23 protein-coding genes and 1 tRNA gene are annotated in these 23410 nt (G+C 62.0%); 7 read left to right on the plus strand and 17 right to left on the minus strand.

Features of this window, described 5'->3' with window-relative positions:
* Nucleotides 1–126: 126 nt before the first annotated feature.
* Nucleotides 127–609, plus strand: coding sequence for a GlcG/HbpS family heme-binding protein (locus ACKJSM_RS16110; RefSeq protein WP_410238251.1), 483 nt, complete (start codon nt 127–129; stop codon nt 607–609).
* Nucleotides 610–625: 16 nt separating this feature from the next.
* On the plus strand, nt 626–1036 hold the full coding sequence (gene uraH, locus ACKJSM_RS16115; protein WP_262161237.1) for a hydroxyisourate hydrolase: 411 nt from the start codon (nt 626–628) through the stop codon (nt 1034–1036).
* Between the two features lie 61 nt (nt 1037–1097).
* Here uraH and ACKJSM_RS16120 read toward each other — a convergent pair whose 3' ends face one another.
* Nucleotides 1098–1781, minus strand: a complete 684-nt coding sequence (locus tag ACKJSM_RS16120; protein ID WP_410238252.1) for a Crp/Fnr family transcriptional regulator — start codon at nt 1779–1781, stop codon at nt 1098–1100.
* Nucleotides 1782–1866: 85 nt separating this feature from the next.
* Between ACKJSM_RS16120 and ACKJSM_RS16125 the strand changes: the two genes are divergently transcribed.
* Nucleotides 1867–2391 carry a DUF962 domain-containing protein gene (locus ACKJSM_RS16125; RefSeq protein ID WP_410238253.1) on the plus strand — a complete coding sequence of 175 codons (525 nt, stop codon included), beginning with the start codon at nt 1867–1869 and terminating at the stop codon, nt 2389–2391.
* A gap of 96 nt (nt 2392–2487) precedes the next feature.
* Here ACKJSM_RS16125 and ACKJSM_RS16130 read toward each other — a convergent pair whose 3' ends face one another.
* The 6 genes from ACKJSM_RS16130 to dibA all read right to left on the minus strand — a co-directional run bounded on the left by ACKJSM_RS16130 (nt 2488) and on the right by dibA (nt 8693).
* Nucleotides 2488–3477 carry a sulfate/molybdate ABC transporter ATP-binding protein gene (locus ACKJSM_RS16130; protein WP_074689378.1) on the minus strand — a complete coding sequence of 330 codons (990 nt, stop codon included), beginning with the start codon at nt 3475–3477 and terminating at the stop codon, nt 2488–2490.
* Between the two features lie 3 nt (nt 3478–3480).
* Nucleotides 3481–4353 carry a sulfate ABC transporter permease subunit CysW gene (gene cysW / locus ACKJSM_RS16135; protein WP_236181394.1) on the minus strand — a complete coding sequence of 291 codons (873 nt, stop codon included), beginning with the start codon at nt 4351–4353 and terminating at the stop codon, nt 3481–3483.
* A gap of 13 nt (nt 4354–4366) precedes the next feature.
* Nucleotides 4367–5185: a sulfate ABC transporter permease subunit CysT gene (cysT, locus tag ACKJSM_RS16140; protein ID WP_007952818.1), complete on the minus strand. Its 819-nt coding sequence runs from the start codon at nt 5183–5185 to the stop codon at nt 4367–4369.
* Nucleotides 5186–5255: 70 nt separating this feature from the next.
* The gene (locus ACKJSM_RS16145) at nt 5256–6269 is read right to left on the minus strand and encodes a sulfate ABC transporter substrate-binding protein (RefSeq protein ID WP_410238254.1); all 1014 of its coding nucleotides are present in this window, start codon (nt 6267–6269) and stop codon (nt 5256–5258) included.
* Between the two features lie 131 nt (nt 6270–6400).
* Nucleotides 6401–6583 carry a sulfur starvation response protein OscA gene (gene oscA / locus ACKJSM_RS16150; RefSeq protein WP_236181396.1) on the minus strand — a complete coding sequence of 61 codons (183 nt, stop codon included), beginning with the start codon at nt 6581–6583 and terminating at the stop codon, nt 6401–6403.
* A 190-nt stretch (nt 6584–6773) separates the two neighbouring features.
* On the minus strand, nt 6774–8693 hold the full coding sequence (gene dibA / locus ACKJSM_RS16155) for a phosphodiesterase DibA (RefSeq protein ID WP_236181397.1): 1920 nt from the start codon (nt 8691–8693) through the stop codon (nt 6774–6776).
* A gap of 146 nt (nt 8694–8839) precedes the next feature.
* On the opposite strand from dibA, the gene desA reads away from it, so the two are divergent.
* Nucleotides 8840–10024 carry a delta-9 fatty acid desaturase DesA gene (desA, locus tag ACKJSM_RS16160; RefSeq protein WP_197870232.1) on the plus strand — a complete coding sequence of 395 codons (1185 nt, stop codon included), beginning with the start codon at nt 8840–8842 and terminating at the stop codon, nt 10022–10024.
* Between the two features lie 146 nt (nt 10025–10170).
* Nucleotides 10171–11160, plus strand: a complete 990-nt coding sequence (locus tag ACKJSM_RS16165) for a GGDEF domain-containing protein (RefSeq protein WP_236181398.1) — start codon at nt 10171–10173, stop codon at nt 11158–11160.
* A 27-nt stretch (nt 11161–11187) separates the two neighbouring features.
* Here ACKJSM_RS16165 and ACKJSM_RS16170 read toward each other — a convergent pair whose 3' ends face one another.
* From ACKJSM_RS16170 to gabD, 3 genes are all read right to left on the minus strand, one after another.
* A complete protein-coding gene (locus ACKJSM_RS16170; RefSeq protein WP_236181399.1) occupies nt 11188–12399 on the minus strand; it encodes a response regulator in 1212 nt (403 codons plus the stop codon).
* Nucleotides 12400–12540: 141 nt separating this feature from the next.
* Complete coding sequence (gene gabT / locus ACKJSM_RS16175) at nt 12541–13818, minus strand: 4-aminobutyrate--2-oxoglutarate transaminase (RefSeq protein ID WP_085684283.1); 1278 nt, start codon at nt 13816–13818, stop codon at nt 12541–12543.
* A gap of 186 nt (nt 13819–14004) precedes the next feature.
* Complete coding sequence (gabD, locus tag ACKJSM_RS16180; RefSeq protein WP_064592619.1) at nt 14005–15447, minus strand: NADP-dependent succinate-semialdehyde dehydrogenase; 1443 nt, start codon at nt 15445–15447, stop codon at nt 14005–14007.
* Between the two features lie 443 nt (nt 15448–15890).
* Here gabD and ACKJSM_RS16185 point away from each other — a divergent pair.
* Nucleotides 15891–15967: transfer RNA gene (locus ACKJSM_RS16185), tRNA-Arg, on the plus strand.
* 67 nt (nt 15968–16034) lie between these two features.
* Here ACKJSM_RS16185 and ACKJSM_RS16190 read toward each other — a convergent pair.
* The 5 genes from ACKJSM_RS16190 to ACKJSM_RS16210 all read right to left on the minus strand — a co-directional run bounded on the left by ACKJSM_RS16190 (nt 16035) and on the right by ACKJSM_RS16210 (nt 19862).
* Nucleotides 16035–16304 (minus strand): hypothetical protein, encoded by a 270-nt coding sequence (locus ACKJSM_RS16190; protein ID WP_236181402.1) that lies wholly within the window; start codon nt 16302–16304, stop codon nt 16035–16037.
* 20 nt (nt 16305–16324) lie between these two features.
* Nucleotides 16325–16915 carry a hypothetical protein gene (locus ACKJSM_RS16195; RefSeq protein ID WP_410238255.1) on the minus strand — a complete coding sequence of 197 codons (591 nt, stop codon included), beginning with the start codon at nt 16913–16915 and terminating at the stop codon, nt 16325–16327.
* On the minus strand, nt 16912–17493 hold the full coding sequence (locus tag ACKJSM_RS16200; RefSeq protein ID WP_410238293.1) for an RNA polymerase sigma factor: 582 nt from the start codon (nt 17491–17493) through the stop codon (nt 16912–16914). Before ACKJSM_RS16200 ends, ACKJSM_RS16195 begins: the two co-directional genes overlap by 4 nt.
* Before the next feature lie 29 nt (nt 17494–17522).
* Entirely contained in the window at nt 17523–19214 is a 1692-nt protein-coding gene (locus ACKJSM_RS16205; RefSeq protein WP_410238256.1) for a vWA domain-containing protein, read from the minus strand.
* Between the two features lie 87 nt (nt 19215–19301).
* Nucleotides 19302–19862 carry a YbhB/YbcL family Raf kinase inhibitor-like protein gene (locus tag ACKJSM_RS16210; protein ID WP_236181405.1) on the minus strand — a complete coding sequence of 187 codons (561 nt, stop codon included), beginning with the start codon at nt 19860–19862 and terminating at the stop codon, nt 19302–19304.
* Between the two features lie 139 nt (nt 19863–20001).
* On the opposite strand from ACKJSM_RS16210, the gene ACKJSM_RS16215 reads away from it, so the two are divergent.
* Nucleotides 20002–21531 (plus strand): FAD-dependent oxidoreductase, encoded by a 1530-nt coding sequence (locus ACKJSM_RS16215; RefSeq protein ID WP_410238257.1) that lies wholly within the window; start codon nt 20002–20004, stop codon nt 21529–21531.
* Here the strand turns inward: ACKJSM_RS16215 and pgaD are convergent.
* On the minus strand, nt 21524–22057 hold the full coding sequence (pgaD, locus tag ACKJSM_RS16220) for a poly-beta-1,6-N-acetyl-D-glucosamine biosynthesis protein PgaD (protein ID WP_410238258.1): 534 nt from the start codon (nt 22055–22057) through the stop codon (nt 21524–21526). The genes ACKJSM_RS16215 and pgaD overlap by 8 nt on opposite strands.
* Complete coding sequence (gene pgaC, locus ACKJSM_RS16225; RefSeq protein WP_339489177.1) at nt 22054–23409, minus strand: poly-beta-1,6-N-acetyl-D-glucosamine synthase; 1356 nt, start codon at nt 23407–23409, stop codon at nt 22054–22056. The genes pgaD and pgaC overlap by 4 nt, the downstream gene beginning before the upstream one ends.
* Nucleotide 23410: the final 1 nt, after the last annotated feature.

Below are 23410 nucleotides of genomic sequence, written 5' to 3' on the forward strand. Positions count from 1 at the left end.
GATTGATCAGAGACACAGGCTAGGCCCCTTCGGCGCCGTTGCCCATTACAAACTTGTAATCCGACTGACGAGGTTTCGACGGGGACCGGCGGATAAGGTGGTGGCCTTCGCTTATGGAGCCTGCCCATGTTTGCTAAATACTTGATCGCCAGCCTGGCAATCAGCTTCGGCACTGCCGCATTCGCCGCACCTGAGCTGCCCCGTCACGCCGATCTCGATCTGAAAACCGCACGACTGCTGGCCGACGCGGCGCTGGAACACTGCACTGGCACGGTGTCGGTGCTCGACCGTGGCAGCAACCTGCTGGTGACCTTGCGCGGCGACGGTATCGGCCCGCACAACACCGCCGCCAGCCAACGCAAGGCCTACACCGCGCTATCGACGAAAACCCCGACCCGATTGTTCGCCGAGCGCGCCCGCAGCAACCCGGAAACCGCCAACCTCAACACCCTCGATGAATTGCTGTTGCTCGGCGGCGGCATCCCGTTGTTTGCCGGCAAGGAACTGGTCGGCGCCATGGGCGTGGCCGGTTCCGGCGGCGGCGAGCAGGACGAAAACTGCGCGATCAAGGCTGCCGACATCGTCGGCCTGTCCATCAACCGTACTTGAACCCAGGAGCATCTCCATGACCCCACTGCGCATGACTTTCGCCGCGCTCGGCCTGAGCGCTTTTTCGAGCCTGGCGCTGGCCGCCGGCAACCCGCTGAGCGTTCACGTGCTCAATCTGGAAAACGGCCTGCCGTCGCCGGGCATCAACGTGACGCTGGAACGCCACGTGGGCCAGGACTGGCAGCCGCTGGCGCAGGGCACCACCAATGAACAGGGGCGGATCGCCGAACTGTTCCCGGCGAACAAACCGTTCGAGGCGGGTGAATATCGGGTGGTGTTCAAGACCGGTGAGTACTTCGAGAAGGCGAAGCACGAGACATTCTTTCCAGAGATTCCAGTGATTTTTAAAGTGAAGCAGACGGATCAGCACTATCACATTCCGCTGCTGCTCAGCCCGTACGGCTTCTCCACTTATCGCGGTTCGTAGAAACAACATCGATCCAATGTGGGAGCGGGCAAGCCCGCTCCCACAGGGAAACCCGTGTTCTTCAGAGGGTCGCCAGCGCGCGCAGTCGTGCAGCGTCGAGGATTTCGATCTCGCCATAACTCAAGCCGATAATCCCCTGCCCCTGCAACTCCTTGAGGATCTGGTTGGTGGTCTGCCGCGACAGCGACAGCATCGACGCCAGCTGTTCCTGAGGCAGTTGCAGCACTCGGCGCGGCGGGTCCAGTTCGCCGTAGCCTTCGGCGATCATCAGCAGACGATGGGCCAGACGCGCCGGGGCCGGCAGCAGGCTCAGCTGTTCGAGGTTGATAAAGGTCAGGCGCAGTTTGTGGCTCATCAACAGCGCGAGATGCCGCCAGTAGACGGGTTGCTCGTCGAGCAGTTTCAGCAGCGTGGCCTGGGGAATGTTCAGCAGCGTGCAGTGCCCGACCGCGTAGGCATCGTGGGTGCGGGGCTGGCCGTCGAACAGGCAGATTTCGCCAAACCAGTGCGGTGCCTCCACCAGACTCAGCAACGCCTCCTTGCCCTGCTCGCTGACTGCGCCGATGCGCACTGCGCCGTCGAGCACCGCGTACAGGCCGCACGGCGCATCGCCGCGCTGAAACAGCCGCTGCCCCGCCGCCAGCCGCCGCTCCTTGGCCGCCGCCAGCAGACTATCCTGAAAGGACGAGGGCAGATGACTGAACCATTGCCCGGTCAGCAGGCGCTCGCGCCAGACCTTATCCATGCGTTCTCCGAAAGATTGTCGCCTGCCTGACAGAGCGAGCCGTGAACCCGGGGCATGATTCGATCACCCTACAGGAGGAACAACAATGAAAAGCCTCGTCGATCATTTGAGTCAATACGCCGCTTACCACCGTGACCCGCGCAACATCGCCAGCCACTTTATCGGGATTCCGCTGATTGTGGTGGCGGTGGCCGTGCTGTTGTCGCGGCCGGAATGGTCGGTGGGCGGGTTGTGGATTTCCCCGGCGGTGATCGCCGCCCTTGCTTCGGCGGGGTTTTACCTGCGTCTGGAACTGAAGCTCGGGGTTTTGATGACGGTACTGATGGGCTTGTCGGTCTGGGCCGGGCATGTGCTGGCGCAGCAGAGCACCCTGGTCTGGCTGAGCGCAGGTCTGGCGATGTTCGTGATCGGCTGGGTGATCCAGTTTGTCGGCCATCACTATGAAGGGCGCAAACCGGCGTTTGTCGATGACTTGAGCGGGTTGATCGTCGGGCCGCTGTTTGTGGTGGCCGAACTGGCGTTCATGCTCGGGATGCGGCATGAGCTGAAAGAGCAGATCGAGGCGCGGGCAGGTGTGGTGCGGGTCAATCCGAATCGCGCGGCTGTCTGAACCACTGCCCGGCTCGCTCGTTCCCACGCTCTGCGTGGGAATGCATCCCGTGAAGCTCCGCGTCACCGTGGACGCGGAGCGTGAGAACGCGTGAGATCAAACGTTGGCGACTTTCTGCCAGACCTTCGGCTTGAAGAACAACGTCTCACCCTTGGCCAACCCGGTCAGGCTGTCGTGGTCTTTCACCACTTCCGCCTCGATCAGATCAGCCTGCCCTTCAACCTTCAACGTCACCCGCGTGGTCGCGCCCAGCGGCCGGATATCGCGGACTTCGGCAGCGTGGTGATCCTCCAGTTCATGCCGCGACAGCGACACTTCATGCGGACGGAACAGCACATGGTTGTCATCCCCCAGATGCAGACGGTTCGAGTCGCCGAGGAAGTGATAGACGAAATCGCTGGCCGGATTTTCGTAGACATCGCCCGGTGAGCCGATCTGCTCGATGACACCCTTGTTCATCACCACGATACGGTCGGCCACTTCCATCGCCTCTTCCTGGTCGTGGGTCACGAACACCGAGGTCAGGTTGATGTCTTCGTGCAGGCGCGCCAGCCAGCGACGCAGTTCTTTACGCACCTTGGCGTCGAGGGCGCCAAACGGCTCGTCGAGCAGCAGCACTTTCGGCTCTACCGCCAGCGCACGGGCCAGAGCGATACGCTGACGCTGGCCGCCGGACAGTTGCTCCGGATAACGATCCGACAGCCAGTCCAGTTGCACCATGTTCAGCAGCTCGTGAACCTTGGTCGCAATCTGGCTTTCGTTCGGGCGCTGGTTTTTCGGCTTCATGCGCAGGCCGAACGCGACGTTGTCAAACACGGTCATGTGGCGGAACAGGGCGTAGTGCTGGAACACGAAACCGACGTTGCGATCCCGCACGTCGTGGCCGGACACGTCCTCGCCGTGGAACACGATGTTGCCGTTATCCGGGGTTTCCAGACCGGCAATGATGCGCAGCAGGGTGGTCTTGCCGCAGCCGGACGGGCCGAGCAGCGCCACCAGTTCACCGCTGTGGATGTCCAGGCTGATGTTGTCCAGCGCCTTGAACGCATTGAAATTCTTGCTGACGTTACGCACTTCGATCGACATGAATTATTCCTCCGCGGCGCTGGCGCGCAGGCGGTTGATACGGTTTTCGCTCCACTGCTTGAGCAGCAGGATGAAGAGCGCCAGGATCAGCAACAGGCTCGCCACGGCGAACGCGGCCACGTGGTTGTATTCGTTGTAGAGGATCTCAACGTGCAGCGGCAAGGTGTTGGTCACCCCGCGAATGTGCCCGGAGACCACCGACACCGCACCGAACTCACCCATGGCCCGCGCGGTACACAGCACCACGCCATAGATCAGGCCCCATTTGATGTTGGGGACGGTCACGTGCCAGAACATCTGCCAGCCATTGGCGCCGAGCAGACGCGCGGCTTCCTCTTCCTGAGTGCCTTGCTCCTGCATCAGCGGGATCAGCTCACGGGCCACGAACGGCACGGTGACGAAGATCGTCGCCAGCACGATGCCCGGCAGGGCGAAGACAATCTGGATGTCGTGATCCTGCAGCCACGGCCCGAACAGGCCCTGGGCGCCGAACATCAACACGTAGACCAGACCGGCGATCACCGGCGACACCGAAAACGGCAGGTCGATCAGCGTCACCAGCATGCTCTTGCCACGGAACGAGTATTTGCTCACGCACCACGCGGCGCTGACGCCGAACACCAGGTTCAGCGGCACCGAAATCAGCACCGCAATCACCGTGAGTTTCAGGGCCGACAAGGCATCCGGTTCAAAGATCGCGGTGAAGAACGCACCGAGGCCGTTCTTCAAGCCCTGCGACACCACGATGAACAGCGGCAGCAGCAGAAACAGGAAGAAAATCAGCCAGCCGAGGCCGATCAGGAGTCTGCGCGAAGTGGCGCTGCCACGGCGGGCGGCGTTGGCCGAGGAAGCGGCCGCAATAGACGATTGGGACATGGTTCGCGCCTCCTTAAGGGGTTTCGATGCGCCGCTGCAACAAGTTGATCAGCAGCAACAGGACGAAGGAAACCACCAGCATCAGCACGCCGATGGAGGTAGCGCCGGTGTAGTCGTACTGGTCGAGCTTGACCATGATCAGCAGCGGCAGGATCTCGGTTTTCATCGGCATGTTGCCGGCGATGAAAATCACTGAACCGTACTCGCCGACGCCCCGGGCGAATGCCAGGGCGAAACCGGTCAGCCAGGCCGGCAACAGCGCCGGCAGCAGAATGTGGCGGAACACCTGCAACGGCTTGGCACCGAGGCATGCGGCCGCTTCTTCGACTTCACGGGGGATGTCGGCCAGCACCGGCTGCACCGTGCGCACCACGAACGGCAGGGTCACGAAGGTCAGCGCCAGCGTGATCCCGAGCGGGGTGTAGGCGATCTTGAAACCGAGGTCGGCGGCGAACTGCCCAACCAGCCCGGTCGGCGTGTACAGCGCCGTCAGCGCGATACCGGCCACGGCGGTCGGCAGGGCGAACGGCAGATCGATCATCGCGTCGATCACCTTGCGTCCCGGGAACGTGTAGCGCACCAGCACCCAGGCCAGCAACGTGCCGATGATGCCGTTGATGATCGCGGCGCACAGCGCGGTGCCGAAGCTCAGCTTCAGTGCGGCGAGCACGCGGGGCGCGGAGATGATCGTCCAGAACTGATCCCAGGTGAGTTGGGCGGCGTGGACGAACATCGCCGCCAGCGGGATTAGCACAATCAGGCTGAGGTACACCAAGGTGTAGCCCAGCGTCAGCCCGAAGCCGGGTATGACGGGGGAGATACGACGCGACATAAAAGTCCTTGGTTTGAGAACGCGCAAAGCCCCGAAAATAAATCCGGGGCTCGTTTTAGGCTATTGAAACTTACTGTGCCTGATAGATCTGGTCGAACACGCCACCGTCGTTGAAGAATTTCGGCTGCGCGGTTTTCCAGCCACCGAAGTCCTTGTCGATGGTCACCAGTTCCAGTTTAGGAAACTGCTGGGCGTATTTGGCCGCCACGTCCTTATCACGCGGACGGTAGAAGTTGTTCGCCGCGATTTCCTGGCCGGCCGGGCTGTAAAGGTGCTTGAGGTAGGCTTCGGCGATCTGCGCGTTACCCTTCTTCTCGGCGTTCTTGTCGACCACGGCCACGGGTGGTTCGGCGAGGATCGACAGCGAAGGCACGACGATGTCGAACTTGTCCTTGCCGCCGTCTTCCTTCAGCGCCAGAAACGCTTCGTTTTCCCAGGCCAGCAGCACGTCACCCTGACCGTTGTTGACGAAGGTGATGGTCGAGCCACGGGCGCCGGTATCCAGAACCGGTACGTGTTTGAACAGGGTTTGTACGTACTCCTTGGCTTTGGCTTCGTTGCCGCCGTTGGCTTTCAGGCCGTAGGCCCACGCCGCGAGGAAGTTCCAGCGTGCACCGCCGGAGGTTTTCGGGTTCGGAGTGATCACCGAGACGTCATTCTTGATCAGATCGCCCCAGTCCTTGATGCCTTTCGGGTTGCCCTTGCGTACCAGGAACACGATGGTCGAGGTGTACGGGGTGCTGGCGTCCGGCAGACGCTTCTGCCAGTCGGCCGGCAAGGTCTTGCCGAGCCTGGCGATTTCGTCGATGTCGCCGGCCAGGGCCAGGGTCACGACATCGGCGCGCAGACCGTCGATCACCGCACGGCCCTGCTTGCCCGAACCGCCATGGGATTGCTGGATTTTCACGGTGTCGCCAGCGTGCTCCGACTGCCAGTACTTCACGAACTCGGCGTTGTAATCCTGATACAGCTCACGCGTCGGGTCATACGACACATTGAGCAGTTCGTAATCCTTGGCAACCGCGGAACCGGCAAACACAGCACTGGCCAGGGCGGCCAAAGCGTAACGGCGAATCGACGACATGGTGAAAGCTCCTGGAATTCTTGGTGGTGGCTTTTTCTTATGGATTGCTGGCATCGGGTTGCTCGTTCAACGACCGCAGCCTGTGGCAGCTTCTGCCGACAACCCCCGCAGGAGCTGCCGCAGACTGCGAATCAGCTCGGTTTGTTGCCCGGTTGCTGCAAGCGGAATTTCTCTTTGCGTTCGATCTGGACCACCTGGGCGTTATGCACAGTGATTTCCACCGCGCCGAAACGCAGGTCGCGCAAGGCGCTCTGGATTTCGCGCAGAATGGTGCTTTCGTCCTGACCCTCGACGCTACGCAGGGATGCGCTCATGGTGCTGCTCCTTTGTATGGGATATGCCTGGCAGTGGGCGGCACTGCGTTCGGCGTGGGAGCAATATAAGAGAGGCTCAGATATTCTTAAAAAGACTATTTAAGAATGTTTATATAACCGAAAAACATTATGTGACGCAGCAAGGGTTTGCGGCGGACTTGCCCGTCGGCAAACCCGCCGTACGCCGCCATCAACCGATCAAGGGCGCCCGGTTCCAGTCGATTTGTGCTTGCGGAACCGGCCGCCCAAACCAGTAGCCCTGGCCCAGATCACAGGCCTGCTCCAGCAGGAACGCGGCCTGTTCCACCTGCTCGATGCCCTCGGCATGCACCTGCATGCCCATGCTGCGGGCCAGGGCGATGATCACCCGGACGATCGCCGCATCGTCCTCGTCCCACGGCAGCCCGGCGACGAAACCCTGATCGATCTTGAGCTTCTGTACCGGCAGGCGTTTGAGCCGCAGCAGCGACGAATACCCGGTGCCGAAGTCATCGATAGCCAGACGTATCCCCAGCTCGCGCAGACGATGCATCTGTTCCAGCGCGACTTCCGGATCGTCCATCACCGCGCTTTCGGTGACCTCCAGTTCCAGATAGGCCGGATCCAGGCCGGTGTCGTGCAGCACCTGCGCCACCTGTTGATACAACTCACGGCGGGCAAACAACCGTGACGACACGTTCACCGCGACAAACGACAGCACCACGCCAGCCTGCTGCCATTGGCACATCTGCCGGCAGGCCTGCTGCATGACCCAGGCGTCGATTTCCGAGATCAGCCCGGTGCGCTCGGCAATCGGGATGAACTCCGCCGGCGACACCAGGCCCCGCTGCGGGTGCTCCCAGCGCACCAGCGCCTCGACGCCGATCAGGCGACTGGTTTTCAGGTCGTGCACCGGTTGGTAGTAGACCCGCAACTCCTGCTGCTCCAGCGCTCGGCGCAGTTCAAAAGCGATCTCGACCCGCTGCTGGGCATGAGCCGTGAGTTCTTCGGTGTACAGCGCGTAACCGTTGCGGCCACTGCTCTTGGCCTTGAACAGCGCCGCATCGGCGTTGCGCAACAGCTGTTCGGCGCTCAGTGCATCGCTGGGGAACAGGCTGATGCCGAGGCTGGCGTTGATGAACAGTTCATGGCCGTCGAGGCAGAACGGCTCTTTAAGTGCATCGATGATGCGCTGAGCCAATGCCGCCGCCTGCGCCGGTTGCGGACAACTTTCCAGCAGGACCGCGAACTCATCGCCGCCCAGCCGCGCCAGGGTGATGCCCGGCCCGAACAACGCGTGCAAACGCGCCGCGACGGCCTTGAGCAAACGGTCACCGATGGTGTGGCCGAGGCTGTCGTTGATCAGTTTGAAGTGGTCAAGATCGATCAGCAGCAGCGCGCAACCACGCTTGTGGGTCTGCGCCGATGCCAGCGCCTGCTCGGCGCGGTCGCTGAACAGCAGGCGGTTGGGCAGGTCGGTCAGCGGATCGTGGTGGGCCAGGTGCTTGAGTTCGTGCTCGGAATCCTTGATCGCGCTGATATCGGAAAACACCGCCACATAGTGGCTGAGCCGACTGTCATCGTCGCGAATCACCCGGATCGTCTGCCACTGTGGGTAGATTTCGCCGCTCTTGCGCCGGTTCCAGATCTCACCGCTCCATTCATCCTGCGCCTGCAACGTGGCGAACATCGCCTGATAAAAACCCGGCGGATGGTGCCCGGACTTGAACAGGCTGGGCTGCTGGCCAATCACTTCGTCGCGCTGATAGCCGGTGATTTCCATGAAGGCGCGATTGACGTGCACGATCAGCCCCTGTCGGTTCGTGACCAGCACGCCTTCGCGGGTGCAATCGAAAACCGCAGCGGCCTGACGCAGGCGTTCGCGATCCGCCTGGCGTTCACGCAATCGGGCACCGATGCCCAGGCATTCAAACAGGCGCGCCCGGGCCAGGAAGATCAACCCGGCACTGAGTGCCACAAAGGCATAGCCGTTGATCCGTTGCCAGCGCAGCAGTTCGTCAGAGTTATCGAAGAAACTGTTCAATAAATAACCAGTGCCTTGCAGCCAGACCACCGCAAGGACCAGGTAAAGCAGCGCTGCACGCAAGGCATCGCGGTAAGTGGCAGACATTCGGCCGTCCATGTCCCTACAAAAATGTCGGGATTATAGGTCAAGAAACATCCAGCCATCTCTTATCTGAAAGGGCGACTGGTTTTATCTGTGTGCTTGGTGATAATGCAACGGCTGTTTTTTCTTTATCGAGGGCCCTATAGCCTATGTGGTACGAAGGTTTTCTTGGCTTGTCGGCCTGGTCGCTGGTCGCCGTCACCCTGGTGATGACCCACGTGACGATTGTTGCCGTCACGGTCTACTTGCACCGCTACTCGGCCCATCGCTCCCTGGAGCTGAATGCCGGCCTGAAGCATTTCTTCCGTTTCTGGCTGTGGCTGACCACGGCGCAGAACACCCGCGAGTGGACCGCCATCCACCGCAAACACCACGCCAAATGCGAAACCGAAGACGACCCGCACAGTCCGGTCGTCAAGGGTCTGTCCACCGTCCTGCGCAAAGGCGCCGAGCTGTACCGCGAAGAAGCGCAGAACCCGGAAACCCTGCGCATCTACGGCAAGAACTGCCCCGAAGACTGGATCGAGCGCAACCTCTACAGCCGCTACCGGCTGCTGGGCGTGGCGATCATGGCCGTCGTCGACCTGCTGCTGTTCGGCACCATCGGCATCACCATCTGGGCGATCCAGATGATGTGGATCCCGGTCTGGGCGGCCGGCGTGGTCAACGGCCTCGGCCATGCCGTCGGCTACCGCAACTTCGAGTGCCGCGACGCGGCGACCAATCTGGTGCCGTGGGGCATCCTGATCGGCGGCGAAGAACTGCACAACAACCATCACACCTATCCCAATTCGGCCAAGCTGTCGGTCAAGAAATGGGAGTTCGACCTCGGTTGGGCCTGGATCCAGGTGTTCAGTTTCCTGCGTCTGGCCAAGGTCCAGCGGGTCGCGCCGATCGCCCACCGCGTCGAAGGCAAGGGCAGTCTGGACATGGACACCGCCATGGCGATCCTCAACAACCGCTTCCAGATCATGGCCCAGTACCGCAAGCTGGTGATCGGCCCGCTGGTCAAACAGGAACTGGCCAAGGTCGATCATTCGGTACGCCACCAGTTCCACCGGGCCAAACGCCTGCTCTCGCGGGAAACCAGCCTGCTGGAAGATCGCCACCACGCGCGCATCCAGAACATGCTCGAGCACAGCCAGGCGCTGAAGGTAATCTACGAGAAACGTCTGGCCCTGCAGCAGATCTGGGTCAAGACCAGCGCAAATGGCCACGACATGCTCGCCGCCATCAAGGAGTGGGTACACGAGGCCGAGGCCAGTGGCATCCAGTCTCTGCGTGAATTCGCTGACCAGTTGAAAACCTACTCGCTGCGCCCTGTCGCCGTCTGAGTGCCGTTGATCGGTGCGCCCGTTTCCCGGGCGCACCCTTCGGAACTTCACCCTCGATCCCCTATCTCAAAGACACTTCGCCACCCCCGGCGGGTTTTCCCGTGGCCGTTGTCGATTGATCGGCACGCCCTTTGAGATTCGTGTCGATGGTCAACAACAATCAAAAAGACTTATCCCCTCCCCAGTGGCCCGAGGCCGCGCAAACCCTGATGGCATTGATGCACGCCCAGGGCGAAGTCGCCCGCCTGAGCGAACGCGAGCAACTGTTCAGCTCGCTGCTGGTCAGCGTCAACGCCGTGCTTTGGGCCTTCAACTGGGAAACCCGTCAGGTGCTGTACGTCAGCCCTGCCTACGAACGGATCTTCGGCCGCTCCGCCGCCCTGTTGCTGGCCGACTACAACCAGTGGCGCGACAGCATCTACCCGGACGATCTGGAATACGCCGAACGCAGCCTCGCCGAAGTGCTGCACAAAGGCGCCGTGGAGGACCGCGAATACCGGATCATCGCCGCCGACAACCAGGTGCGCTGGATCAGCGACAAGTGCTTCATCAACCGGCAGGACGAACCGGGGCAACCGGTGATCATCGTCGGCATTGCCGAAGACATCACCGACAAGAAGCAAATGGAAACCGAGCTGCAACGCCTGGCCACCACCGACGTGCTGACCCAGAGCAGCAATCGCCGGCACTTCTTCGAATGCGCCCATAGGGAGTTTGCACAAGCCCGCCTGCAAGGCGCGCAAATGGCGTTCCTGCTGATGGACATCGATGATTTCAAAGTGATCAACGACACGTACGGCCATCCTGAAGGCGACAACGTGCTGCAACGGATCGCCGAATGCGGGCGAGCCTCCTTGCGCCGGGGAGACCTGTTCGGACGGATTGGCGGTGAGGAATTCGCTGCAGTTTTTCCGGGCTGCGCGCCGGACATGGCCATGCAGGTGGCCGAACGGCTGCAACGGGAAATCCAACGGCTGAGCTTCAATCACGGTGAACAAACGTTCGGCATCACCGTCAGCCAGGGCCTGACCAGCCTCACCCCGGAAGACGAAAGCCTCGACACCCTGTTCGCCCGTGCGGACGCGGCAATGTACGAGGCCAAGCGGCAGGGCAAGAACCGGATCATTTCCGCCTGATTCCGGAGCGGATGCGCAATCAAGCCGCTATTTGCGCATTCGCATCAGCTCCGGCAAGCCGATCTTGAGCAACCGCGCCGTACGGCTCTTGGCCAGTTCCTCGACGCCCTCATGCTCGGTCAGCCGCGCCATCTGCGCCGCCATGTTCATCACCAGCGCCTCGCGGGAATACACCCCGCCACCGAGCTGGTAGACCGAGGCAATCAACTCACGCAACTCCAGCGGCAGGCGCCAGCGAGTACGCAACGCCGAACCATAGGCCGCACCGAATTCGGCCAGCGCATCGCCGATCTCCTCCAGCTCATCCAGCTCGCCGCCGGCCTGCTTCCACTCCTGCAGACAACGCAGCAACGCCAGATCGCCGAGGCGATGAAGCATTCCGGCGCAGTAGCAACGTTCCTGATCCAGATCGAGCAGCCGTGCCAGCGTGCGGGCGTACTCGGCGGTGTGCAGCGACAGGTCCCAATAGCGCTCGGCGTAGTCGGCCAGGCCGGGATCACTGAGTCGAGCGCTGCGCTTGAGTGCCAGGCCAAGGATCAGGTTCATGCTTTGCCCGGTACCGAGGCGATGCAGCGCCTGCGCCAGGGTCTGCACGGGCGAACCGTGGTGCTGGGCGGCGCTGTTGGCGGCAGCGATCAACACGGCGGTGATCTGCGGATCGGTGCGGATTTCCTCTTCCAGCAGCTTCAGGTCCAGCCCGTTGGGATTGAGGCTGCGCTTGACCGCCACTTGCACGTCAGTCATCAGCGGCGCGCCGTCGGCCTGCTCGCGGCGGCGCTCGAGGAACACCGACAGCGTCATGCCCGGCGCCAGCGCCGGTACTTCGCAGAACACTTCTTCGCCGGCGTTCAGCAGCAATCCCTGCAAACGCTCGGTCAGGCTTTCCATGTTCAGGGGTTTGGCAAGATAAGCAGTCGGCGCCAGCGGCAAGGCTTCGCGCACACTGGCGCTGTCATTGCGGCTGCTCATCAGAATGAACGGCAGCGGCGGATTGCGTTTGCGCTGACGGACACTGCGCAACACGCTCAAGCCATCGACGCCGGGCAACTCCCAGTCGACGATCGCCAGGTCATAGGGCACTTCGCTGAGCAGCGTCATTGCCTCCTGGCCATCGGCGCACAGGTCCAGCCGCGCATCGCAGCGCACGTTCAGCAACACTTGTTTGAGCAGGTCACGAGACCACGGGTCGGCCTCGGCAATCAGGACTCTCGGTACAGCGGGTAAATCGACGGCCGTCATGCTCGCTCTCCCTTGCAATGCTAGAACCTTAGCCAATGCTGGCGTTTCGGTACAACCTGAAAACCGCGCAGGTGTTTTCCCCGGCATGAAAAAACCCGCCGAAGCGGGCTTTTTGTCGATCCGATCACGCGGAACTACGGATTACAGCTCCGAGAAGCACTCTTCGATGATCGCCAGGCCTTTGTCCAGTTGCTCGTCCGGCGAGGTCAGCGGTACCAGGACGCGCAGAACGTTGCCGTAGGTGCCGCAGGACAGCAGGATCAGGCCCTTGTCACGCGCCTTGGCCACGACAGCCGCGACGGCGGTCGGGTTTGGCTTGTGGCTGTCGCCGTTTTCGAACAGCTCGACCGCGATCATGGCGCCCAGGGCACGGACTTCGCCGATCACCGGGTACTTGGCCTGGATGGCTTTCAGGCCGGTAACCAGACGCTCGCCGACAGCCTTGCAACGGTCCAGCAGTTTTTCTTCTTCGAACACTTCCATCACGGCCAGGGCCGCGGCGCAAGCGATCGGGCTACCCGCGTAGGTGCCGCCCAGGCCACCTGGCGCGATGGCGTCCATGTATTCGGCCTTGCCGCAGACACCGGCCAGCGGGAAGCCACCAGCGATGGATTTGGCGAAAGTGGTCAGGTCGGCGGCAACGCCCATCTGTTCCATGGCGAAGAACGTGCCGGTACGGCCAGCGCCGGTCTGCACTTCGTCAGCGATCAGCAGGATGCCGTGCTGGTCGCACAGGGCACGCAGACGCTTCATGAATTCTTTCGGCGCGACGTAGAAACCACCTTCACCCTGCACAGGCTCGATGATGATCGCGGCGATGTCTTTCGGCTCGGCGTCGTTCTTGAAGATGCGCTCGATGGAAGCGATCGAGTCATCGATGCTCACACCGTGCAGTTCGTTCGGGTACAGCGCACGGAAGATGCCGCCTGGCATCAGGCCCATGCCGGCCGAGTAAGGCACGACTTTACCGGTCAGGCCCAGGGTCATCATGGTGCGACCGTGGTAAGCGCCGGTGAACGCGATCACGCCAGCGCGGCCAGTGGCGGCACGGGCGATTTTCACGGCGTTTTCAACGGCTTCGGAACCGGTGGTCACCAGCAGGGTTTTCTTGGCGAAGTCGCCCGGTACGCGCGCGTTGATTTTCTCGCACAGCTCGACGTACGGCTCGTAGGCCAGCACCTGGAAGCAGGTGTGGGTCAGCTTGTTCAACTGCTCGGTCACGGCGGCGATGATTTTCGGGTGCACGTGGCCGGTGTTCAGTACGGCGATACCGCCAGCGAAGTCGATGAACTCGCGACCTTCAACGTCGGTCACGGTCGCGTTCTTCGCGGACTCGGCGAAGATCGGGTGAATCTGGCCAACACCCCGTGGAACAGCAGCGGTACGGCGGGCCATCAAATCAGCGTTAGTCTTGCTCATTACAGTCCTCATTCGCCGCTCATCGGGCGGCGTGGTTCAAGGATGAAGCGGGAGGAATCGGCGGTGGCAGCATGCGATGATCGACTGCCACGGCGTTCCCGGCCGCAGAGAAAATTCCGGTTTGAAACGACGCAAAGGGACAGCGCTCTCGTGCCCTTTGCGTTTACAGCGATCTTCTACCGAGGCTTAGATGCCCAGGCAGAGGTATTTGATTTCCAGGTAATCTTCGATGCCGTACTTGGAGCCTTCACGGCCCAGGCCCGAAGCCTTGATGCCGCCGAACGGCGCGACTTCGTTGGAGATCAGCCCGGTGTTGACGCCGACCATGCCGTATTCCAGGGCTTCAGCCACACGGAACACACGGCCCAGGTCGCGAGCGTAGAAGTACGAGGCCAGACCGAACTCGGTGTCGTTCGACATCGCGATCACCTCGGCTTCGTCTTTGAAGCGGAACAGTGGCGCCAGCGGACCGAAGGTTTCTTCCTTGGCCACCGCCGCATCTTTCGGCACGTTGGTCAGGATGGTCGGCTCGAAGAAGTTGCCTTCCATCGGCTTGCCACCGGCCAGAACGGTTGCGCCTTTGCTCACGGCGTCAGCGATGTGCTCTTGCACCTTGGCCACGGCTTTCTCGTCGATCAGCGGGCCAGTGGTGGTGCCTTCTTCCAGACCGTTGCCGATCTTCAGCTTGGCGACTGCCACTTTCAGCTTCTCGGCGAACGCGTCGTAGACCGAATCCTGGATGTACAGACGGTTGGCGCAGACGCAGGTCTGGCCGTTGTTGCGGTACTTGGAAATGATCGCGCCTTCGACGGCCTTATCCAGGTCCGCGTCGTCGAACACGATGAACGGCGCATTGCCGCCCAGTTCCAGCGAGACTTTCTTGATGTCCTTGGCGCATTCCGACATCAGTTGACGACCGATTTCGGTCGAGCCGGTGAAGGACAGTTTGCGCACGATCGGGTTGCTGGTCAGCTCGCTGCCGATGTCGCCGGCGCTGCCGGACACCACGCTGAACACTCCTTTGGGGATGCCGGCGCGCTGGGCCAGTTCGGCCAAAGCGAATGCGGAGAACGGCGTTTGCGAAGCCGGCTTGAGCACCATGGTGCAACCGGCGGCCAGCGCAGGACCTGCTTTACGGGTGATCATCGCCGCCGGGAAATTCCACGGGGTGATGGCGGCGGTCACGCCGATCGGTTGCTTGATCACGATCAGGCGCTTGTCCGGCTGGTGGCCCGGAATCACATCACCGTAGATGCGCTTGGCTTCTTCGGCGAACCACTCGATGAACGAAGCGGCGTACACGATTTCGCCCTTGGCTTCGGCCAGTGGCTTGCCCTGCTCGAGGGTCATCAGGCGAGCGAGGTCGTCCTGGTGCTCGATCATCAGCTCGAACCAGCGACGCAGCTTGCCTGCACGCTCCTTGGCGGTCAGTGCACGCCAGGCCGGCAGCGCCTTGTCGGCGGCTTCGATGGCACGGCGGGTTTCGGCAGCGCCCATCTTCGGCACGGTGCCCAGAATCTCGCCGGTGGCCGGGTTGTTGACCTTGATCGTCTGACCGTTGTCCGCGTCGACCCATGCGCCGTCTATAAAGGCTTGCTGGCGGAACAACTGGGTGTCTTTAAGCTGCATGTCGGCTTTCCTTAACAGCACCGCGCAAGGCGCGGAGCAAAATTATGATTGTAGAAAGGCGCCTCGCGAGGCTGCCGTCAGGGAAATCATTCACCGGGCTGGCACATGAATAGCGCACGACTCAAAACGCGTGCGGCTCAGCACCTTGATCAGGAGCGTTTGAAATCTCAAACGAATCCTAGGTTCAAAGGGGTTGAAGGACAATAGGGCGTTCGAAAAAAAGAACAAAAACGCCGCTTTTGCTGAACATTTCAGATCAACGTACCAACAGCCCCGATGGCAGAGAAACCATAGAACAGCCTCCCCAACGCGCCAAGCGAGCCTTTTGCAGGACGTTACAGCTTTATGGAATGCAGGGTCTTCTAACCGACACGTGCACTGACAATCCACGCCAAAACCCGGCATGGACGCCCCGAGCCGACCTAGGTATGATGTCGCCCGCTGCACCAGTAGCTCAGCTGGATAGAGTACTGCCCTCCGAAGGCAGGGGTCGTGGGTTCGAATCCCGCCTGGTGCGCCATTGATTTAAACGAGAAAGCCCCGGACTGTGATGGTCCGGGGCTTTTTTGTGCGTGCCGACGGGCGACTCACTCCGTCGTCCAGTCAAACTCGTCATATTCATCATCGTCTTCTTCATCCTCGATCAACTCATCATCGAGAACGTCTTGCTCCAGATCCTCTTCGGCCTGTTTGGCCAGAAGAAACTCCTTGCGACTCTCCGTCACTGCCCGCCGCAGTTCCTCACCCTTGACCGGGCAGTTGAGCATTTGGGCGATGCGGTCGATTTTTTGGGCCACGGCATCCTCCAGCGCATCGGCAATGACCCGATAGTGCGCGTTTTTGCGGATCAATGCCAAATGGCGGATGGCTCATACGGTCAGTTCTTGCGGATTTTTTCCAGCCGCAGGTCGAGATTCACGTTCGGGTAGCGCTTGTGCAGGTTGTTGAACAGGGTGTCGGCCGCTTGCGACTGGCCGGACTCGCGCAGGCGCAGGACCTCGCGAAGTTGCGCGTCGAGACCGTTGACCGGGGCGGCGGCGCGTTTGCTGACCTTGGCTTCCTCCGCCGTGTCGGCGCTGATCGATTCGCTCTGCATCGGCGCCGCCATTTCCGCCATCGGCGCGGAAAGCGCGCTGGCGGGGGCCGACAACGATCGCGCCTCCTGCCGGGCCACGGGCGCAGCCGGTCTGGTAACGGGGGCGAAATCGAATTGCGCCACGGGTTCGGGCGTGCGTTGCACCAGCGCCAGCATCAGCGCGATGCCGACCAGACTGGCAAAAGCCACTTGATAGCGCGGTGTCTGGCAGGCCTTGAGCCAGCGTTGCCACAGGCTCTGCCGTGGCGCCGGGGTTTCACGGCGGGCGGCGTTGAGGATCAGGGCGTCGAGATGCGCTGGCGGTTCAGCGTTGTGCTGTTCGCGCACGTGCTTGAGCACTTGTTCTTCGGGTGTTGGGCGGGCGTCCGTCATGTCAGTACCTCCTCGGCCAGCAGCCGACGCAGTTTTTGCTGGGCGTAGCGCAAGCGGCTCTTGACGGTTTCCAGCGGTGTTTCAGTGAGGCTGGCGATTTGCGCCAGGTCGAGATCGCCATGGGCGCGCAGCAGGAACACTTCGCGCTGGTCGGCGGGCAAAGCTTGCAGGGCGCTCTCCAGGCGCTGGCTGTCGCGGCTGAGGTTGAGCAGTTGTTCCGGATCGGAGGCGTCGTCGCTGACGGCGTGGATCTGTTCGTCATAGCGGTCATGCAACGGTTGCCGGGCGCCGTGCTTGCGCCAGTGGTCGATCAGGCGATTGCGGGCAATCTGGAACAACCACGTACGAAAAGTCGCCCGGCCTTGTGGCTGACTGGCACTGCGGATCAGGCTCAGCCAGGTCTCCTGGTAAACCTCGTCGGCCAGTTCCGGTTTGCCGCTCAAACCGAGCAGAAACCGGTAAAGAGGCTGGCGATGGCGCGCGTACAGGATCTTGAACGCCCTGCCGTCACCCTCGCGATAACGGGCCAGCAGCGATTCGTCGCTACTGGCCTCAAGGCTGTCGGCGGAAGCAAACAGCTGTGTGATGAAGCCTTTGAGGCGGCTCACTATTCAATCCGTCGCTCAGTGGACATTCCGTTGGAGGCGGTGGAGGCACGCAGGCTCTGCGCAAGCTCCACCAGTTGCACGAACTCATTGCGCAGGCCGTAACGGTCATCACCACGGGCGCCTCGTGCCAGGGCTTCGGTGTCCTTGAGGCTGAAATCGCCGGTGTAGCGGCTGTCCTTGAGTTGCTGGGAAAACGCAGCGACGGCGGCAGCGAAACGCAGGTCTTTACTGGCGGACGCCACCTGACGGGCAATCAGCCGCTCGATCAGCAGACTTTTCCCACCCTCAGGCTTTTGATATCGCACACGCAGCATTGCCAATTCTCCTTGCTTGTCGGAAATCACCGCGTCGGTTTTTCCATAGCGCAGCGGCTCCAGCCAGCCCTTCTCGCCTGTTGGGACAATTTCATACAGCGCCGTCACCGTATGTCCCGCACCGATCTCTCCGGCATCGACCTTGTCATTGCTGAAATCCTCACGCTTCAATGCGCGGTTTTCGTAGCCGAGCAGCCGGTATTCACTGACCTGCGCCGGGTTGAACTCGACCTGCAACTTGACGTTCTTCGCCACCACGGCGAGGGTCGAACCGAGTTGGTCCACGAGTACCTTGCGCGCTTCGCGCAGGTTGTCGATGTAGGCGTAGTTGCCGTCACCGGCATCGGCCAGTTGCTCCATCAGGTGTTCATTGTAGTTATCCACACCGAAACCCAGGGTGGTCAGGGAAATGCCGGTCTGGCGTTTATCCACAGCCATTTGTTTCAGGCTGTCGAAATCGCTGATGCCGACGTTGAAGTCGCCGTCGGTGGCCAACAGGATGCGGTTGATGCCGTTGGGAATGAACGCCTGCTGCGCCATCTGGTAAGCCAGCTCGATGCCTGAAGCGCCAGCGGTCGAGCCACCGGCGGTCAATTGGTCGATGGCTGTGCGAATTTTCGCTTTTTCCCGTCCGGAAGTCGGCTCCAGCACCACTCTGGATTCGCCGGCATACACCACCAGCGCCACCCGGTCCTGCTCGCGCAATTGATCGACCAGCAATTTCAGGGTGCTTTGGACCCGCGGCAAGCCTTCGGGGCGGTCCATTGAGCCGGAGACATCCACCAGAAACACCAGATTGGCCGGGGCCAGTTCCGCCACCGCACGGTCGGAGGCCTTGATGCCGATGCGCAGCAAGCGGGTGTGCGGGTTCCACGGTGAGGCGGCGAGTTCGGTGGTCACGCCGAAGGGCGAGCCATCGCTCGGCAGTGCGTAGTCGTAGGGGAAGTAATTGACCATCTCTTCCAGCCGCACCGCACCTTCCGGCGGCAGGCGACCCTGGTTGAGCAGCCGCCGCACATTGGCGTAGGCGCCGGTGTCGACGTCGGCGCTGAAGGTCGAGACCGGAGTTTCGGCGACGCTGTGGATCGGGTTGTCAGCCAGGTTGGCGTACTGCTCGCGCTGTTCATCGCGATAGCCCTGTGGATAACTTTCACCGGCCGGCAGCGGTGCAAAACGGGCGATCGGCGCCGCCAGTGCACTGCGCTTGGCCATCGCACTATCGGCCATGACCGCTTCAGGTTGCACGGAAGATTTCAGTTCGGTCTGCGCCGGAGGCGGCGCGACGGTGGTTTCCGGGCTGGAGGAAACACCGCAACCGGCAACCACCAGCAACACACTGGCAGCAAGGGGGCGCAGAAGCGTGGAAGGAAGGGACATGGGGCTGACCTCGGGGAAGAATTGATCCATTCATCCCCTGAGACGGGCAGTCCTTTCGGTTCGGGTTAAACCTCGCCAAAAATTTTTTCAGCGGTGATAACGCCGTACCACACTGCTGTTGCGCAGCACGTGGCCTTTGATTTTTTCCATCAGCTGGGCGCGGGTCAGACCGGCGGGCAAGGCGTCCGGAGCCAGATCCAGGGCGTAGAGCTGAATGATGTAGTGGTGCGCGCTGTCGCCCACCGGCGGGCACGGGCCGACGTAGTTGGTAGTGCCTTTGCTGTTGGTGCCACCGACGCCGTCGAGGGCCGATTTGGCGCCGACACCGGCCGGAATCTGCCGGGTCGTGGCCTTGATGCCGTAGTGAATCCAGTGATCGACACCCGCACCTTTCTGGCCGTCCGGATCGTGCATGACGATGGCGTAGCTCAGGGTTCCGCTCGGGCCGGCATTCCAGCTCAGGGCCGGCGACTGGTTCTTGCCGCCGCAACCGGCTGCATCGCTGGCCGCCGCCGAGGTGAACAGGCGGTTATCCGACACGCCGGGAATGCTGAGGGTGAAACGCTCCTGGGCCTGCGCCGGAAACTGCACGCAAAGGGCGACGGCAACGGCCGCCAGCCAAGGGTTGAGAGAGGTCAATCGGGTCATTCCGGGAGCACCTTGTGCAGTTGGGCCTTCGTCGGCCTGCAAACTATAGCCGTACCGTTCGTGCCGTGGCAGTGGGAAATGGCTGAACCTCGCATTGCGGCGCAAACTCGTAAGAGAAATGCCTGTGAGGAGCACGAACATGTCCCTGCACCGTGTCGCCCGTTTCGCCGATGTGCCTGAAGACCGTGGCCTGGAGGTGCAGATCGGCGACTGCAAGATCGTCCTGCTGCGCGTCGCCGGCCAGTTGCGCGCCTTTCAGGGGCAATGCCCGCACGCCGGCGCACCGCTGGCGGAAGGCGCCCTGTGTCACGGCCGGCTGATCTGCCCGTGGCACAAGGCAGCCTTTCGCGCTGAGGATGGCGCCTTGTGCGAGCCGCCAGCGCTGGACAGCCTCAAGCGTTATCCGCTGGAACTGCGCGGCGACGAGGTATGGGTCGATGACCAGCCGCTGCCGGATCCGCACACCCCGCCCCAGGACGATCCACGCACCTTTGTCATCGTCGGCGCCGGTGCCGGGGGAACGGCCTGCGCCGCCGCCCTGCGGGAGAAAGGCTTTGGCGGACGGATCGTACTGATCGACCGCGAACCGGACGCCGGCTACGACCGCACGGTGCTGAGCAAATTCGTCCTGTCCGGGGAAATGCCGCCGCCGGAAACCCCGCCTCTGCGCGACGAGGATTTTTACCGTGAACAGCACATCAACCGGGTTTCAGGTGAGGTCACCGGGCTCGATGCCGAAACCAAAACCCTTCACCTGAGCGATGGCCGCACACTGAATTACAGCGCGGCGGTGCTGGCCACCGGCGCAACACCGAACGCACTGGAGTTACCCGGCGCCGACCTGCCCCAGGTGTTTGTCCTGCGCTGCAAAGCCCAGGCGCAATCCATCATGGACGCCGCCCAACCCGGCCAGCGCGCGGTGATCATCGGCGACAGCTTCATTGCCCTTGAATGCGCTTCGGCCCTGCGCCAGCACGGGCTCGAGGTGACGGTGCTGGCGCGTCACGCAATTCCCTTCGCGGCGCAGTTCGGTGAAGCCGTCGGCAAGGCGATCCGGGCGCTGCATGAGGAATACGGGGTGACATTCATCACCGATCACCAAGCCAGGGAGATCACCGGCGACGGCAAGGTTGAGGCGGTGTTGCTCGACAACGGCCTGCGCCTGTCGGCGGATCTGGTATTGGCGGGAATCGGTGTACACCCGGCCACCGAAGCCTTCGGTGACCTGCCGCGCGAGGAGGATCAATCTTTGCGAGTCGATGCCGGCCTGCGTGTCGCCGACGGTCTGTGGGCGATTGGCGACATCGCCACTTTCCCGTTGAACGGCCAGCCACAACGTATCGAGCACTGGCGCCTGGCCCAGCAGCACGCGCGGATCGCCGCCGCCAACCTGCTCGGTGGCGATGAGCATTACCTCGACGTGCCGTATTTCTGGACTTGGCATTTCGGCCGCAACTATGACTATCTCGGTCATGCCGAGCAGTGGGACGAAGTCGAATTTATCGGCGAACCCGAACAGCCGCCGTTTATCGGACTGTTCGGTTGCAAGGGCGTGGTGGTGGCGGCGGTGGCCTGTGAGCAGGAACGGGCGATGGCCCTGCTGGCCGAGCGCATGAAGCAACCGCTGCCGATGGATGAAGCCTGGCGGCTGATTCGCGCCGTCAGGTGATCCGGTTCAGCGGCTCGCGGTTGTCGTCATCCTCGGCGTGCAGAAAAATCACCCGAGGATGCTCCAGCGGGGCCAGCGGTGGTGGCAGCTCTTGCGGCTGGACCGGCCACAGGTGCGGCACCACATGGCTGACGTCGCCGTCCTGATCGTTGTGGATGGTCATCACGCCCGGCCCGCGCAATTTCTGAAAGCGCTCGTCGCACAGTTTGAAGCTGCGGCTCAGTCCCTCATCATCGACCACCGGGGACGGCAGGCGGCGCTGGGCGAAGCTGCGGCTCTTGCGTTGCTGATAGCGCGCCCAGCCAATCAGGATCACCGCGTTGACCAGCGCCACCCACAGGTAAATCTGCAAGGTGCCGAGGGCTTCGAATGCCGAATTGTCGAGGCGCGGCCCGCCTTCGTGGGTCTCGATCAACGGCCATAAACCGCGCGCCAGCAGATACAGCAGACCGATCCAGGCCAGAACGGTGAAGAACGCATCGACCACCACCAGAAACGGTCGTTGGCGGGTCCGGATGATTTTCATTTGATAACCTCCTCTTCATCGTCCCCGAGCGGCTTGATACCCCGGTCGGGACTGACCCAGCGCGCCCGCTTCTGGTGTTGGCCGAACAAGACTTTGGGGAAACTGACCAGCGTGGTCAGCAGGCTGACGAACCAGAACGCGATCGGATACCAGACCACCCAGAACATGGTCCTGCCCAGGCCCGGCTCGTAACGTCGGTCAATGATGATGCTGACCGCGAACTGCACCAGGCAGACAAACGCCAGCAGCAACCCGGTAAACGCCGGCGGCATCAGGTGATCGACCGCAATCGCTTCAGGCATGACCACGAACTTGCCGACGGCCCAGAAGATCACCGACAACAGGAAGGTGAACGCCCAACCGGTCGACAGGCAGTATTCGAACAGCAGCGGCCACAGGTAACGGTGGCGGTACTGCCAGATGCCTCGAATGTTCTTGAACAGCACTTCGGCGCCGCCCTGGGCCCAGCGCAGTCGCTGTTTCCACAGACCGCGCAGGGTTTCCGGCATCAGGATCCAGCACAGGGCGCGGGGCTCGTAGAAGATGCTCCAGTGATCGAGTTGCAGCTTCCAGCTGATGTCGATGTCTTCGGTGATCATGTCCGGGCTCCAGTAGCCGACCCGGTTCAGCGCGGTGCGGCGGAACGCGACGATCACACCCGACACGGTGAAGATCCGCCCGAACACCCGCTGGGTGCGCTTGATCAGCCCGATGATCGACGAGAACTCGCCGACCTGAACTCGCCCGACCAGGGTCGAACGCGTGCGGATTCGTGGGTTGCCGGTCACTGCACCCAGCCGTGCGTTGTCGAGCATCGGCGCGACAAGGTAAGCGGCGGTGTTCGGCGCCAGCAGCGCGTCGCCGTCGATGCACACCAGATATTCGCTGCGCGCCGCGATGGCGCCCATGCGCAGGGCCACGGCCTTGCCCTGGTTTTCCGCCAGGTGCAGCACTCGCAGTCGCGGATCTTCCTTGGCCAGCGCATCCAGCACTTGCGCGGTGTTGTCCCTGGAGCCGTCGTTGATCGCGATGACTTCGATGTTCGGGTAATGCTGCGCCAGCGCCGCGTGGATGGTGTCGGCAGCGTTGTCGCCCTCGTTGTAGCAAGGAATCAGGATCGAAATCAGCGGTTCGCCTTCCAGCGGCGGCGGCAGGGTGTCGTCCTTCCACGGCCAGTGCCGCTCCCAGTGCAGCCAGAAATACAGGCCACCGGAAATCCACAACCCGGACATGAACAGCGGGTAGAAGAACACGAAGTCCATCAGGAATTGCCCGGTGACCAGGAAGATCAGCCCCAGCGGGACGCCGAGGACGATCGCCAGAACAAGCAGGGCCAGCAGTCTATCCAGCATG

Source organism: Pseudomonas sp. PHC1, assembly GCF_046487845.1.
Classification (GTDB): Bacteria; Pseudomonadota; Gammaproteobacteria; order Pseudomonadales; family Pseudomonadaceae; genus Aquipseudomonas; species Aquipseudomonas sputi.

Coding starts and splice junctions, on each gene's coding strand:
- cysW (WP_236181394.1), bottom strand. CDS start 4,353: ATGTCCCAATCGTCTATTGCGGCCGCTTCCTCGGCCAACGCCGCCCGC.
- pgaC (WP_339489177.1), bottom strand. CDS start 23,409: ATGCTGGATAGACTGCTGGCCCTGCTTGTTCTGGCGATCGTCCTCGGC.
- dibA (WP_236181397.1), bottom strand. CDS start 8,693: ATGTCTGCCACTTACCGCGATGCCTTGCGTGCAGCGCTGCTTTACCTG.
- uraH (WP_262161237.1), top strand. CDS start 626: ATGACCCCACTGCGCATGACTTTCGCCGCGCTCGGCCTGAGCGCTTTT.
- ACKJSM_RS16170 (WP_236181399.1), bottom strand. CDS start 12,399: ATGACGGCCGTCGATTTACCCGCTGTACCGAGAGTCCTGATTGCCGAG.
- gabD (WP_064592619.1), bottom strand. CDS start 15,447: ATGCAGCTTAAAGACACCCAGTTGTTCCGCCAGCAAGCCTTTATAGAC.
- gabT (WP_085684283.1), bottom strand. CDS start 13,818: ATGAGCAAGACTAACGCTGATTTGATGGCCCGCCGTACCGCTGCTGTT.
- ACKJSM_RS16120 (WP_410238252.1), bottom strand. CDS start 1,781: ATGGATAAGGTCTGGCGCGAGCGCCTGCTGACCGGGCAATGGTTCAGT.
- ACKJSM_RS16195 (WP_410238255.1), bottom strand. CDS start 16,915: ATGACGGACGCCCGCCCAACACCCGAAGAACAAGTGCTCAAGCACGTG.
- oscA (WP_236181396.1), bottom strand. CDS start 6,583: ATGAGCGCATCCCTGCGTAGCGTCGAGGGTCAGGACGAAAGCACCATT.
- desA (WP_197870232.1), top strand. CDS start 8,840: ATGTGGTACGAAGGTTTTCTTGGCTTGTCGGCCTGGTCGCTGGTCGCC.
- ACKJSM_RS16165 (WP_236181398.1), top strand. CDS start 10,171: ATGGTCAACAACAATCAAAAAGACTTATCCCCTCCCCAGTGGCCCGAG.
- ACKJSM_RS16215 (WP_410238257.1), top strand. CDS start 20,002: ATGTCCCTGCACCGTGTCGCCCGTTTCGCCGATGTGCCTGAAGACCGT.
- ACKJSM_RS16125 (WP_410238253.1), top strand. CDS start 1,867: ATGAAAAGCCTCGTCGATCATTTGAGTCAATACGCCGCTTACCACCGT.
- cysT (WP_007952818.1), bottom strand. CDS start 5,185: ATGTCGCGTCGTATCTCCCCCGTCATACCCGGCTTCGGGCTGACGCTG.
- ACKJSM_RS16210 (WP_236181405.1), bottom strand. CDS start 19,862: ATGACCCGATTGACCTCTCTCAACCCTTGGCTGGCGGCCGTTGCCGTC.
- pgaD (WP_410238258.1), bottom strand. CDS start 22,057: ATGAAAATCATCCGGACCCGCCAACGACCGTTTCTGGTGGTGGTCGAT.
- ACKJSM_RS16205 (WP_410238256.1), bottom strand. CDS start 19,214: ATGTCCCTTCCTTCCACGCTTCTGCGCCCCCTTGCTGCCAGTGTGTTG.
- ACKJSM_RS16130 (WP_074689378.1), bottom strand. CDS start 3,477: ATGTCGATCGAAGTGCGTAACGTCAGCAAGAATTTCAATGCGTTCAAG.
- ACKJSM_RS16110 (WP_410238251.1), top strand. CDS start 127: ATGTTTGCTAAATACTTGATCGCCAGCCTGGCAATCAGCTTCGGCACT.
- ACKJSM_RS16145 (WP_410238254.1), bottom strand. CDS start 6,269: ATGTCGTCGATTCGCCGTTACGCTTTGGCCGCCCTGGCCAGTGCTGTG.